The organism is Natronobacillus azotifigens, from assembly GCF_026805325.1.
GTDB classification, from domain to species: domain Bacteria; phylum Bacillota; class Bacilli; order Bacillales; family Amphibacillaceae; genus Natronobacillus; species Natronobacillus azotifigens.
Window position 1 is genome coordinate 140,945 of the sequence record NZ_JAPRAT010000002.1, and the last position, 13,368, is coordinate 154,312.

Consider the following 13,368-nt stretch of genomic DNA (forward strand, 5'->3'; position numbering starts at 1 on the left):
TTTCTTACTCAATAAACGTTGGCACAGCCATATTTATAATATCCATGACAATATTCGGGAATAACCCAATGATAATGACTCCGGCGCCCACCAGTGCCATCGAGATTTTCATCGACCTTGGAACAGTTGTCCCCTGCGTGCTAACCACCACAATTGTCTCGCGACTTGGCTTCTCTTGTAAAAATGCTGAAATAACAATAGGTAAATAATATAATGCATTCAAAAAGCTACTTATTAAAATGACAATTAGTAACTCTGGTTGTCCTGCGTCTAAAGAAGCAAGACCTAAATACCACTTACTCATAAACCCACTTGTTGCAGGAATACCAATCATTCCTAAAGTCCCAATGCAAAACACCGTCATCGTGACTGGCATCGTATAAGCAATCCCGCTGAGGTCTTTCACATGTCGCTTTCCTGTCAAGTAAATTATCGAACCTGCACTTAAAAATAATGCGGATTTCATAAAGGCATGTGAAATGACATGAAATAACGCTGCTGAAATTCCAAGATCCGTCGCAAGCCCTAACCCAAGAAAAATATAGCCAATTTGCGCTACACTAGAGTATGCTAAACGACGTTTTATATCGGTTTGCGATAAAGCATACACCGAACCCATGATAATACTTAGTACAGCAAAAATGAGAATATAGTCGGTTAAACCTATATTTGTTGAAATATCTGGACCAACTACTCGGTAAATCATCTTAGCGATAGCAAATACATACGCTTTTACGACTAAACCGGATAGAAAAGCACTAGATGGCGTTGGTGCACTTGAATGCGCGTCGGGCAACCAATTATGTAGCGGAAAAATCGCTGCCTTGATACCAAAACCGGTAAGGATAAAGCCCATCGCTAATAAAATATTTAGCGGATATTGCTCCCAAACTAATACTATTTCTTCGGCTATTAACGTCATATTTAAATGTCCCGTTACCATATAGATTAATGCAAAACCCATTAATACCGTAATGGAACCAATCGTCCCCATTATCAGGTATTTCATACTCGCCATTAGAGAGTCTTTCTTGTTTTTAATCGCGATAATCGCTACAGAGGTGATTGATAAGATTTCGACAAAGACATACATATTGAAGATGTCATTGGTAAAAATCATCCCAATCATAGCGAATAACAATAAGAAAATGAGTGTATAATAACTGTATATACGAGAAGGATCAATTTCATGTTCTAAATCACGAATCGAGTATAACAGAATAAAGAAGGCAATAACGATAACCACTGCTGTCATTAATACCGAAAATTCATCAACAAGAAACTCAATTCCAATTCCACGTTCATAAGAGCCAAATGTATAACTATAAGCCCCATGGTCAATTACATAAATTAATTCACCGATAGCCATAACTAAACTAACCACCAAAACAGACATCATAATGACTTGGAATCGTCGGTCAAACGGCCGCTTTTGTAATGGAATAATTGTAGCAAAAGCTAAAAGAAGCGTAAGAATAAAGATTGGAAAATGGATATTAATCATTTTTTTCTGCGCTCCTTATCTGCATGATTTCATCTAATTCTATCGTACCGTATGCCTCATGAATTTTGACAATAAGGCTTAATGCAAAAGCTGTAACACCAATAGCAACAACAATTCCTGTTAAAATCATCGCAGACGGCAACGGATTTACAACGGTTTCAGCTGCTTGTCCTTGCTCAACAATTGGTGCATTCGCCCCACTTATAAAACCGATCGAAACAAAAAACAAAAAGACAGATGTCTCCATAATATTGATACCAATAACCTTCTTGATTAAGTTTGGATGTGTTAGTACTGTATATAATCCAATCACAAACAGTACCATCGCACCGATATAATTGATATTGTTCAAGAAAAAATCTATTTCAATAGGCATTATTCTTCCTCCATCATCGTGTGGAATAATGTCACGACGGCACTCATTACTTTTATGCCGAGCGCAAACGTGATTATTGGGATAAAACCGGCACTAAAAACGCGCCCCCATTCCCCCATTGGAAAACCAGCCTCTTGGTTCGTTAAAAATTGATAACCCATCAAAATACCTGTCAGACCAAAAACAATAAACACAAAAATGCCACTAGTCTCAAGTTTTGAAGATACATGATGAGGTAGCCGTTTCTGTCCGATTCGCAACCCGAAAACAATCGTGAACAAGACAATGCTGGTCGCAAAAATAGCCCCACCAGGAAAGGCCCCACCAGGAGACAAGTGACCATGAATAATGACATAAATGCCGTACAATTGGATAAAAGGTAAAACCAATTTCGTCGTCATTTTAACAATTAAATCATTCATGATTATCCCCCTTATCCTGCTTATGATGTACAACACCAAGGATCGCGACAACTGCCGCAATTGCGGTAAACAACACAGTCGCTTCACCAAGTGTATCAAACGCTCGATAGTCGGTAATAATCGCCCCAATTAAATTAGGGCTGTTCGTATCCTCAGGCCCCTGTTCAATATAGTGGTTCGATATTTCATTGTGCGCAGGAGCATAACTTTCACCAAACGTCGGTAATTCCGTAATACTGGTCAGAAGAACAAAAAGAAGTCCACCAAGCATTAAAAAAGTAAATATTTTTGTCATTTTTCTTGCCTCCTTGTCCGGCTAATGACAATGACAAAAAGGTTTGTCGTAATGCCGGCTCCTATCGCTGCTTCCGTCATTGCAACATCCGGTGCACGCAAGATTAACCAGAGTAATGCCATGACTAAACTATATGAGGTGAAAATAATGACAGCACTAAGTAAATCTTTTGTGCGTTCAACAGCGATGGCTGCAATAATAAGAAAAATAACAAGAATGACATTAAGAATTTGCATGGTCAGCCTCCTTATTACGCTTCTGATCATGATAATAAGCAGATTTTGCGATAATATGTGCTGAAACAGGATTGGTAATCGAGATAAACACCAAAATAATGAACAATTTAATACTAATCGGATTAAACCCTTGATACACGATCAAGGCTAGTAAAGCCAGTCCAGCTCCTAACGTATCACTTTTAGCCGTCGCATGCATCCGTGTAAACACATCAGGTAAACGAATTAATCCAATGGTGCCTACCATAAAGAAAAAAGCACTGCCTAATACGAAAACGACTACAATAAGTTCACGAATCATGGTAAACACCTCCTAATATAGTTTGCCTTTTTCAATGTATTTTGAAACAGCAACTGTTGCGATAAAACCCATCATCGCATAGATCAATGCAACATCAATAAATGCATTTTGCCCCGTAATCACGGCAATGAGCGCAATTAAAATCGTTACTTTTGTCGTAATAACATTAATGGATATGACACGATCTGCAGCCTCTGGACCGATATATGCGCGATATAAACAAACAAAGGCTAACACCATTAAAAAAACAGCCAAAGCTGTAAATATTTCAATCGTCATGTGAATTCACCTCTAACTGCATGACGCGTTCTTCCATCGGATTGTTTTTCAGATCTGCCTTGGTTTCCTCGGTTAAGGTATGAACGATATAACCATTTTTGGTGACGTCTACTGTCAAAGTTCCAGGTGTTAGCGTAATGACATTACCATAAACCACTTTATGAAAATCTTTTTTTGGTTTAACAGGAATGGTTACAAACGATGGTTGAATTGGCATCTTTGGATGAAGCACAATTTTAGCCACTTGAATGTTTGATTTCACGACTTCTATGACTAGGAAGGCAACTAATTTTAAAAAGCGCCACATATAAATCCCATTGACTACTCCGATTTCCCTTGATGAGAAGGCAAGGTCACGATTTAAATACATAATACTGATTACTGCGATTAACCCAAGTATGATGGACTCAAATTCAATTTGTGCATCAATCACGATCCAAAACACTAATAGAACAATGCATACTAGCCACGTGTTTCTTTGCTTAAACAATGATGAAAAGTTTTTCATCAAGCACCTCTTCCTTCCTATTTAATTAGTCCAAAAAGCACTATATTATACTTTAACGCAAAATACGTCTATTTTCAATACTACTTGTCGTCTTTCCTGTTCTTCTTTTTTACCTCTTTTCCTTATGATCGATTCGCCTTTAACGATTTCCGTATGATCGTTCTAGTTAACATAACCACTTAATTCTAACTCCCCCTTATCTTCCCAGTATTTTTTTCTTTTACTGATACATTTATAGATAATTTCATCATTTTGAATTATAATTAGATGAAAAGATCGAGTTGATAATCATTTCGATCATTTAATCGAATTATTAGTCATTTCGTCTAATTAGTCGAACCAAGTGTCTTTTCATTACGAATATATGATCAAATAAGGAGGTAAACATGAAACAACCCATTTCGATTTTTATTATGGACGTCTCAAATTCTACAGACAATAACTGGGAAGAGATTGCAGAATACGTGCAAGGTTGGGAAAAAACGATTCATTCTTTAAGAACGGATAGCAATCAAATCAAAGTACATCACCGCATGGGAGATGAGATTTTATTTGTAGCAAAAAACTTCTCAACAGCATATATCGCTGCATTTTTTATCCTATTAACTTGGAAATTTAAAAAGCAAACACCGTACTTTGGTTTTTCCTTCGGTTATACCGAGTCAAATTTAGAAAAAATTCAAATTGATTCATGGAATCATCCACTAATCAAAAGGGCAAGAGAACAAAATGAGAAAATAAAAAATAGTCGAATTAGAGAAACAACGATGATCTTTGATATAGATGAGAAAATAGCAGATTCACACCAAGTGAAAGATAGTAAAGAGACGTTGAACTTGTTAGCACAAATACAAAGCAAGTTACTGTATGACCAAACAGATCAGCAACGATTGATTTGTTCGCTTTATTCGATATTAAGAGAACAGAAGAAAATTGCCCACTTACTCCAAAAGACATCTTCTACGATATCAAGTCATTATAAAAAAGGCCAGAGCGAGTTGATATTACAGATATTCTACAAATTAATCGATACATTAAATATTCTTCAAGCGGGAGAAAATGCGGAGAAAACAGAAGACCTTTCTACCTTATCAAAAGAATTCGCAACATCAATTAGAGGATACATGAAAACGAATTTCAAAGCATTTTATCCAAATTTATAAATAGAAGACGAGGGTTGTTAACGCATTTCCTTCAGAAAGGATCATGACTTTTATGTTTTTTCTAATTTTAACACTAGCCCACCTCATTGCAGATTTCTATCTACAAACCGAAAAGATGGTCAAGAATAAGGAGAAACATATTCTCCTTCATTTGACACATCATTTTATTACGACCTTCTTCTTCCTTGTTTTGCTGTATCTCTGGAGTAATAGAATGACTAGCATGTTGTTTCATATCTTGTACCCAACTGTAGCTATTATTTGCTTTCATTTACTAATTGATATCCTAAAAATAAAAATCTGGAATAAAGTAGCTAAAGGACCTAAGAAAAATACATGGGAATTTATTCTTTTTATAACTGATCAACTGCTTCATTTCGTTTCGATTGTGCTTGTTAGTTCTTTCTTTTCCGGAAAAAGTACTTTTCATTATTTTTATCAATTTATTCTTATCTTAGAAAGATCTCCGGAAGTAGAAAACTATCTTTCACCAATGAATCTAGCAATATTCATTATTATCATGCTAATTATCATAACCACAGTGAGTGGCAACGGTATACGGTTGTTGTTAGGTACATTACCAGAACATATTGCTCTATTCGAAGGAAAATATACATTTGATCAAGTTATTGACAATGTGGAAATGATGAAAAGAGATGGCAAACTAGGAATAATGTCGGAACAGTATAATTATATGCTTGTAAGAAAACAGGATCTTTCCAGAGGGAAAATAATTGGTTATCTGGAAAGACTAATTATTATTATCCTTGTCATAAACGATCAGTATACAGCGATAGCATTTATATTAACAGCAAAGTCACTTGCGCGTTTTAAACAAATGGATGATAGAGAATGGGCAGAATATTTTCTTTTAGGTACGTTATCATCCATTTTTTTGGCTATTGTGTATGGAATATTTATAAGATCAATTATCTTTTAGAACAATAACGTGTTTCCTAAATAATCTCTCATATCAAGAAAAGCGAATACGATATATTAAACAACCGTATCAAATGGTTTTATCATATAAGTTGGATTTTCTAATAAATCAATGATTTTATCATTGGAAAGCAATTTTATAATTGGACGTTGTAGGTGTTTATGTATTTTCGTGACAATGGCAGGTTCCTTATTATCAACGATTACCTTTGTTCCAGGTGGATAGCTGGCAACAGATTGGCTAAATGCTGCAACAATTCGATGACTATAGGCTCTGTCTGATGCAGCCATAATTGCTTCCATTGCATCGTGCGGGGCAAAATTCTCTTTTGAAATCATATTATCGTACCAGTTTGCGAGTCCACAGATTTGTGCCATTTCTAAAAAGGCTTGGTCCTTCAATTTTCGAGGAAACCCTCCCCCATCCAATCGCTCATGGTGCTGATAAGCAATGTGTGCGGAAACAATACTGAACTGACTGATGTTTCGTAAAAAATCAAAACCTTTTTCCGGATGTTTGTTAGGATCATCATCAAGTATTTTTCCTATGTCATGCACTAACGAACCAATTGCTAAATCCTTCTGTTTAATATCGTTATAACCCATTTCTTTTGCAATAAGCAGTGCAAGGATTGTTACATTTACCGCGTGTGCGTATGGTTGTAGATCCTTCGTCATTGTACCGGCAGGAATTAATATTAAAGTAGGTCGATATTTTACCTCTTGAAGTAGAGTACCTGCAACTTTTTGAATTCCTTCTAATTTGGGGGAATGATAGGTTACTGCTTGATGATAAAACGTTTTTACTGCTTCAATAGCATCCGTCCATGTAGGCATATCAAGCATGTCTTCAATGCTAATCCCTTTAGAAATTTCATCTTCTACGAATAAAAATTCAATACCGATCGCTTCTAATCGTGTAATGATTTTCGGATCGATCGTTCTCCCCGCTGCTAGTAAAATCCGTTTATTCGAATCATAGATTGGTTTCCCTAGCACCATACTGTTATGATCATATTCTGAAATGTTAATTAGTCTCATGTTGTTCCCCTCTTTTATCTCGATGTAGTGTGTAATGCTTCTCTGTAAAAAAAAGAAAGGACTATCTCTATAATTAGAGATAGCCAAATAAACCTCAAAATGAGTTTGGTAGTCTGGCAATCAATAGTAATAAAGTGAAACTTCAATCAGTAGGGTTTTTACGTATTCCCCCCCACTGATTGTTAGTTGAACCATTCGGGGTGTTGGCGTCCGTTACACCCACTTAAACAACTTGATATTCTCATTGTTTTGAAGTGGGAGTCTTACGGACTGCACCGGGATAAATGGTTACCTTTATACCTTAGACCCATGACTTTGCGTCCTATCTTTTCAAATAGTTTGCCTTTATCACTATGTAATTTTTAATACGTTATTCTTATATTAGTCTAATTTTTTGTATTTTTCAACAAAAAACGACATGGGTTGTTGCTAAATTTTCATTTGTGTTTAAAAATCAAGAAAACGCTACTTCATCTGTACAAGGAAACACTCCTAACGAACAGACAAGGAATTCAAGATTTGTTCCTTTCTTTCCAAAAACAATTTTATTCGTATTGTGATTAAACCTTCCTTACTTTCGTTTAAAACCTGAACCCCGGATAAACGTTCGATCAGCAATAATAGATAGAATAACAATTCCAGAGATAATTAGATTTATTCGAAACACTCGAAAGAAAGTCATTTGGCTACGAACCACATATCTTGTTACTTCATCCCAAGTATATGTATTGTTATACAAAAAGGAAAGTTGATGCTCCTGATCAAGATTTTTATTGTTTGTCACTAAAATATCTTGAGTATTTAATGGGAAACGGTTGTAAAAAGGTACATTACCATAAGAAATACTAACAACGAAAGGAATGAAGACAAAGATAATGAATAGAATGAGCAGAAGAATTAGTAACGGTTTATTATTTCTATTCATCATACTTCTAGATCCCCCCTTTATGTGTATTTTATTAAACAAGTACCTTTGAATATGTTTTTTTATTATAGAAATCATAAAAAAAACAATAGAAGCTATATTTTTGTAAGGGGCTGATGAAAAAGCAATCATGATCCCCTACTGTATGGCAGTAAAACTCATACTCTCCTAGTATAAAAAATGGAATCCTAAGGCTTCAAGGCCTTAGGATATCCTTTACGGCTAACAATCAGTTAAGGGAGAGATTTACATTGATTGAAGTTTTATTTGATAAAAATCATGCTCCTACATTTGCTTAATTTCTCTTTATTGATCTTCCTAGCTACTAATTCCGAAAACCCTGGGCATTTTGATGTAATCTCTCTAACTCCACTTCTATCTCTTTTTGCTCTAACCTTTCAAATAGTGGCTGTACATTGGAAAGGTTTGTTGCTGGTAATTCGCGCTCTTGCCAAGTAAGTTCCTCCAATTGCAACATTTCTTTTATTCGTTCACTAGAGAACGGAAGAAAGGGTTGTAGAATTTGTGCGAAATTGACAATGAGATATACACAATTGGACATTACGTTATCACATGATGAAGGGGCCTCTTTGATCAATTGCCAAGGTTTTTGTTCATCAAAATACTTGTTTGCTTTACGAACATTCTCAAAGATTTTCTCCAATCCTCGTTTTAAGTGTCCTTGGCTAATTTCTTCGTCAATATACTGATATAATTTAATCGTCTCTGCTTTAATCGATTCATCAATCAAAGACTCAGGTGTCCTCCCGTTGTAATATTTTCCGATGAACTTAAAGGTTCGGTGAACAAAATTGCCATATGCCCCAAGCAATTCGCTATTATGACGATGAAAAAATTCTCGCCAGGAAAAGTCTGTGTCTCGATTTTCAGGGGCGTTGATCGTCATAAAATACCGGATCGAATCCGGGTGGTATTTCTCTACCAAATCTGGTATCCAAACAGCCCAATTCTGACTGGTAGATAACTTCCGCTTTTCTAAGGTTAAGTACTCATTTGAAATAATATGAGTCGGTAAAGCAGGATTGTCAATCCCCATTAAAACCGCTGGCCATATTACCGAATGAAAAGGAATGTTGTCTTTCCCATGTATATAATATGATCTCGAATTTTCATTCCACCAATCTGTGATATTTTCTCCATGTAACTTCGCCCACTCCATGCTTGCAGTTAAATAGCCTGATACGGCTTCGATCCAAACATAGATCTTCTTCCCTTCAAATCCTTTGACGGGGACATCAACCCCATTGGAAATGTCTCTGGTAACTGCGCGATCTGGTAATCCTTCCGCTAAATATCTGCGTGTTAATGCAATTGCATTGTTACGCCAATTTTTGTTTTGAGCACTTTTGGTTACCAATTGTTCTAACGGTTGTTGAAAGTTCTGGAAAGCATAATAAAAATGCTCCGTTTCTTTAATCGTTGGCTCCATCCCACAAAGTTTGCACTTTTTCTGGATTAAATCCAGTGGATCTAGGATGCTTGAACAATGGTCACATTGATCTCCTCGCGCTTGTTTTTTACAATGTGGACAAATCCCCTCAACAAAACGATCTGGTAAAAAGCGCTGATCGGTTTCACAATACGCTTGTTCGATAGTTTTCTTATATAAATGTCCATTCTCAAGCAGTGTAAGAAAAATATTTTGTACACTTAGATGATGATGCTTTGCATCGGTTCGTGTATAAAAATCATAAGAAAATCCTAACTTGTTAAAACAATGAACAAATTCATCGTGATAACGATCTGCAATTTCTTTTGTTGTTGTGTTTTCTTGATTTGCACGGATCGAGATTGGCGTTCCGTTGCAATCACTACCTGAAACATATAGTACTCTTTCTCCTTTCTGTCGAAAATATCTTGCAATAATGTCTCCTGGCAATAATGCGGCTAAATGTCCTAAATGAAGAGAACCGTTTGCGTATGGCCATGCACCACCAATAATCACTGTCATTGCTTTTTCCTCCTTACGTTATTTTTGAATACAAAAAACCTCGCCCAATAGACAAAAGTTTTGTCTAAGGACGAGGTATTCACTCGTGTTACCACCTTAATTCACTAACGATTCACACCATTAGCCTCTGTAAGTACGACGTGTTATTCTTTAACACGCTTATACTTTGACATTGGTAACGAGTGCCAACTCTCGTTAAGATCTAATTTCCAAAGAAACTCAACCTTAAAGCTCCAAGGCCATTTTCCAATCACTTATTTCCCGCTTCTTTTCAGCTACCGAAGCTCTCTGTATGAAAATGTTGGTGAATGTACTTTCCTTATCATCGCTATTGATAATATTGTGCTTATTATTACATAATAATGGATTCCAATCAAGTCTAATTTGACAGGATTATCATACATTTCATTGCAAAAATAGATGTTCTTCTGTGAGAACCATTTTTTATAACAGCTAAGATCGCTCCACTTCCTGCAATTGCAAGATAGCGATTTATGCCCCGGAAAAATTGAAGAGAATGCCAATTACAGCAGCAAAAGCAATAAAAACAACAGGGTGTAGTTTTTTTGTGGCTTTGACTCTGTTGGTTAAGAAGAAAATTACCACTGCCAAAAGGAATGCTTGCCAATTAAGTAAATCCAAGATGAGTCCTGTCTCTTCATATAATTCTATCCGGATTAAATCCATCACAAGTACCGAAAAGCCTGCAGCTGCAATCAGCGCAGTGGAAGCGGGACGTAAACCAGAGAAAACGGCTTGAACATTAGGGTTATTTTTGAATGTTTTTAAAATTCTTGCAATAATTATAATGATAATGAGCGATGGTGTAATTAGACCAAGGGTTGCGATGATGGCACCGGGTATTCCAGCAGTTGTATACCCGGCATAAGTAGCCATATTCACGCCGATTGCACCCGGAGTTGATTCGGAAATTGCGATCATATCCGCTAAGTGGCCATGGGTAAACCATCCCGTTCGATCAGAAATATCATACAAAAACGGAAGCGTAGCTAGACCTCCACCAACCGCAAACAATCCCGTCATAAAAAACTCATAAAAAAGTTGGAAGTAGATCATCCTCTAACTCCTCCCTTCATCTTTTTGTTTGAGAAAAACCCCGCGATTCCAGCAAATAAGATAAATACAACTGGCGACCAGCTTGTTAGAACAGATCCAAGAAAAACAATCAGGAAGATAACGAATCGGTATGTATTGGTAACGGATTTTTTCCATAGATTTATGACGGCATTGAGAATAAGCACGTATACACTAACACGAATGCCTGCAAAAGCGTTTTGTAATATCGCAGCGTCAGCAAAGTTTTGTATAAACATCGCAATCACGCTAATAATGATCAAAGAGGGAAATACAACCCCAAGTGTCGCTGAAATAGCTCCCGCGACCCCTTTGTATTGTTGCCCGATAAACGTAGCTGTGTTTACTGCAATGATACCTGGTGTCGTTTGTCCCATTGCGTAATAATCCATTAGTTCTTCTTCGGTAGTCCATTTTTTATTTTCTACAACTTCACGTTGTAAAATGGGTAGCATAGCATAGCCACCACCAAAAGTAAGTCCCCCAATTCTTGCAAAGGTAAAAAATAAATCAATTAATTCTTTCAAGACTTTTTCCTCTCTTTCTGCCAATCCATACACGTACTCTATAGATTAGTTAGACAATATATAAATGATGCCATATACAAAAATATCATACCTAACGCTTATTGAATAGTTATTTCAACCAAATAACAAAAAACGCACAACTGTGCGTCAATGTACTAGCAGACAATGGAAAATTGATTTAATTTTTCGCAAATTCCCCGTCCACTTCAACGGTCTCATATATATTAATAAATGCTCGTTCATCATGTTTACGTACGATTTTTTTGATTTGCATCGTTTCATAACGTGTGACTACCATCATTAAGATTTGCTTTTTTTCCATTGTATACCCGCCATACCCATCTGTTATCGTAATCCCGCGATACACACTTTCCAATAATTCTTTGCGGATCTGTTCTCCTTTGGTTGTAACAATCTGCATCGTCAGCTTGATATGATTGGTATGTAGCGTATCAACCATGCGCCCAGTTAGATAAATCGATAACATCGTATATAAAGCAATGTTCCAATCAAAAACAGAGCCTGAGATGAAAACAATGATCCCATTCATTGCTGTTAGCAGTAATCCAATACTGATATTACTTTTTCTCGAAACGAGAATAGCAATAATATCTAATCCTCCTGATGTGCCTGAATACTTTAAGATAAGTCCAATCCCTAAACCGCCAATAACACCACCGAAGATGCTCGATAACAAAATATTATCTGCCACTGTAGTAACGGGGACGAGATAAAGGAAAATGGATAAGGACACGACACAGGTAATCGTATTAATCGTAATTGTTTTTCCAAGCTTAAAATATCCTAATACGAGTAGAGGTAAGTTGAGCACAAAATTAATTAATCCAATATTAAAAGGTGTAAGTAGCCCAAACAATATCGCAATACCACTTATTCCACTGCTTAAAATACCATAGGGAACAAGAAAAAAATTAAAAGCAATCGAAACAATCAAAGAACCAATAATGACGATGAAGTTTTTCATAGACGCATCCTCTCTTTTTTCTTCAATAGGCTTAACTTAGCAAATTTCAAGTCACAATGCAATAAAATGACTTATTCACATTCAATTCGAAATATTGTCATCTTTCTTTGCAATTTATTCTCATAAAATAACTTCAATATATTTGAAAGAAACATAATATGTATTATGTTTCTTTATGAAAAATCATGAAAACGTATCATATCAAGGTATTCTTGATCATTTCCCTAATTATAAAATAATGGTACAATACATAATGAAGAAAGCGTTCATAAAACTTATGGATAATTTGGTTGGAAGGATCATTGCTTATCAAAAGGTTTCATCGTATAATATAGAAAAGAAGAACGTATGTACTGTTGTGGGAGAATCGCATTTTAAGCGAATGAGTTAGAGAATTCCCTAGGTAGACATGGTTCATTCGAACAGAGATCGATATTCTCGATAAAGTGAAACTTCAATCAGTGTGGGTTTTTAGGTATTCCCCCACTGATTGTTAGTTGAACCGTTCGGGGTGCTAGCGTCCGTTACTCCCACGTAAACCACTTGATATTCTCCTTGTTTTGAAGTGGGAGTCTTACGGACGGTTGCTCCGGGATAGAGCGGATTATTGGAGGGGTATCATGGAAAAGAAAAAGGTTGCAGAACATGTCGCTTTATCTGAAGGCGAACATTTGTACTTATTACAAAAATACGGTGAATACGAATTAAAAAAGAAAATTGATCAATTGAATCAATCGAAACAACGAGACTCACGTAGAATAGAACAAATAAAATCAGACTTTCATGCGCTCATTAGTAAA

General features: G+C 36.2%; 16 protein-coding genes, 1 riboswitch and 1 other annotated feature. Of the genes, 2 read left to right on the forward strand and 14 right to left on the reverse strand.

Annotated features, from left to right (window positions below):
- Positions 1–4: 4 nt before the first annotated feature.
- The 8 genes from OWO01_RS01745 to OWO01_RS01780 are packed head-to-tail and all read right to left on the reverse strand — an operon-like array spanning position 5 to position 3,921.
- The gene (locus tag OWO01_RS01745) at positions 5–1,504 is read right to left on the reverse strand and encodes a complex I subunit 5 family protein (RefSeq protein ID WP_268778702.1); all 1,500 of its coding nucleotides are present in this window, start codon (positions 1,502–1,504) and stop codon (positions 5–7) included.
- Positions 1,497–1,880, reverse strand: a complete 384-nt coding sequence (locus OWO01_RS01750; RefSeq protein ID WP_268778703.1) for a cation:proton antiporter subunit C — start codon at positions 1,878–1,880, stop codon at positions 1,497–1,499. The genes OWO01_RS01745 and OWO01_RS01750 overlap by 8 nt, the downstream gene beginning before the upstream one ends.
- Positions 1,880–2,302 carry an MnhB domain-containing protein gene (locus OWO01_RS01755; protein WP_268778704.1) on the reverse strand — a complete coding sequence of 141 codons (423 nt, stop codon included), beginning with the start codon at positions 2,300–2,302 and terminating at the stop codon, positions 1,880–1,882. The genes OWO01_RS01750 and OWO01_RS01755 overlap by 1 nt, the downstream gene beginning before the upstream one ends.
- Positions 2,295–2,597: a hydrogen gas-evolving membrane-bound hydrogenase subunit E gene (mbhE, locus tag OWO01_RS01760; protein ID WP_268778705.1), complete on the reverse strand. Its 303-nt coding sequence runs from the start codon at positions 2,595–2,597 to the stop codon at positions 2,295–2,297. The genes OWO01_RS01755 and mbhE overlap by 8 nt, the downstream gene beginning before the upstream one ends.
- Positions 2,594–2,833 carry a hydrogenase subunit MbhD domain-containing protein gene (locus OWO01_RS01765; protein WP_268778706.1) on the reverse strand — a complete coding sequence of 80 codons (240 nt, stop codon included), beginning with the start codon at positions 2,831–2,833 and terminating at the stop codon, positions 2,594–2,596. The genes mbhE and OWO01_RS01765 overlap by 4 nt, the downstream gene beginning before the upstream one ends.
- Positions 2,820–3,134 carry a monovalent cation/H(+) antiporter subunit G gene (mnhG, locus tag OWO01_RS01770; protein WP_268778707.1) on the reverse strand — a complete coding sequence of 105 codons (315 nt, stop codon included), beginning with the start codon at positions 3,132–3,134 and terminating at the stop codon, positions 2,820–2,822. The genes OWO01_RS01765 and mnhG overlap by 14 nt, the downstream gene beginning before the upstream one ends.
- Positions 3,135–3,146: 12 nt before the next feature.
- A complete protein-coding gene (locus tag OWO01_RS01775; protein ID WP_268778708.1) occupies positions 3,147–3,413 on the reverse strand; it encodes an MrpF/PhaF family protein in 267 nt (88 codons plus the stop codon).
- Complete coding sequence (locus OWO01_RS01780) at positions 3,403–3,921, reverse strand: Na+/H+ antiporter subunit E (RefSeq protein WP_268778709.1); 519 nt, start codon at positions 3,919–3,921, stop codon at positions 3,403–3,405. Before OWO01_RS01780 ends, OWO01_RS01775 begins: the two co-directional genes overlap by 11 nt.
- A 386-nt stretch (positions 3,922–4,307) precedes the next feature.
- On the opposite strand from OWO01_RS01780, the gene OWO01_RS01785 reads away from it, so the two are divergent.
- Together OWO01_RS01785 and OWO01_RS01790 are read left to right on the forward strand one after the other, a co-directional pair.
- Positions 4,308–5,084 (forward strand): hypothetical protein, encoded by a 777-nt coding sequence (locus OWO01_RS01785; RefSeq protein ID WP_268778710.1) that lies wholly within the window; start codon positions 4,308–4,310, stop codon positions 5,082–5,084.
- Between the two features lie 52 nt (positions 5,085–5,136).
- Complete coding sequence (locus OWO01_RS01790) at positions 5,137–6,024, forward strand: DUF3307 domain-containing protein (protein ID WP_268778711.1); 888 nt, start codon at positions 5,137–5,139, stop codon at positions 6,022–6,024.
- A gap of 56 nt (positions 6,025–6,080) precedes the next feature.
- Here OWO01_RS01790 and OWO01_RS01795 read toward each other — a convergent pair whose 3' ends face one another.
- From OWO01_RS01795 to OWO01_RS01820, 6 genes are all read right to left on the reverse strand, one after another.
- On the reverse strand, positions 6,081–7,064 hold the full coding sequence (locus OWO01_RS01795) for an HD-GYP domain-containing protein (protein ID WP_268778712.1): 984 nt from the start codon (positions 7,062–7,064) through the stop codon (positions 6,081–6,083).
- A gap of 253 nt (positions 7,065–7,317) precedes the next feature.
- Positions 7,318–7,418, reverse strand: a riboswitch (cyclic di-GMP riboswitch).
- Positions 7,419–7,635: 217 nt separating this feature from the next.
- Complete coding sequence (locus tag OWO01_RS01800) at positions 7,636–7,992, reverse strand: hypothetical protein (protein ID WP_268778713.1); 357 nt, start codon at positions 7,990–7,992, stop codon at positions 7,636–7,638.
- Positions 7,993–8,314: 322 nt separating this feature from the next.
- Positions 8,315–9,961 (reverse strand): methionine--tRNA ligase, encoded by a 1,647-nt coding sequence (gene metG, locus OWO01_RS01805; RefSeq protein WP_268778714.1) that lies wholly within the window; start codon positions 9,959–9,961, stop codon positions 8,315–8,317.
- Positions 9,962–10,024: 63 nt separating this feature from the next.
- Positions 10,025–10,296, reverse strand: a binding site (T-box leader).
- Between the two features lie 157 nt (positions 10,297–10,453).
- Entirely contained in the window at positions 10,454–11,038 is a 585-nt protein-coding gene (locus OWO01_RS01810) for a chromate transporter (RefSeq protein WP_268778715.1), read from the reverse strand.
- Positions 11,035–11,583 (reverse strand): chromate transporter, encoded by a 549-nt coding sequence (locus tag OWO01_RS01815; protein ID WP_268778716.1) that lies wholly within the window; start codon positions 11,581–11,583, stop codon positions 11,035–11,037. The genes OWO01_RS01810 and OWO01_RS01815 overlap by 4 nt, the downstream gene beginning before the upstream one ends.
- A gap of 178 nt (positions 11,584–11,761) precedes the next feature.
- The gene (locus OWO01_RS01820) at positions 11,762–12,568 is read right to left on the reverse strand and encodes a YitT family protein (protein WP_268778717.1); all 807 of its coding nucleotides are present in this window, start codon (positions 12,566–12,568) and stop codon (positions 11,762–11,764) included.
- Between the last annotated feature and the right edge of the window lie 800 nt (positions 12,569–13,368).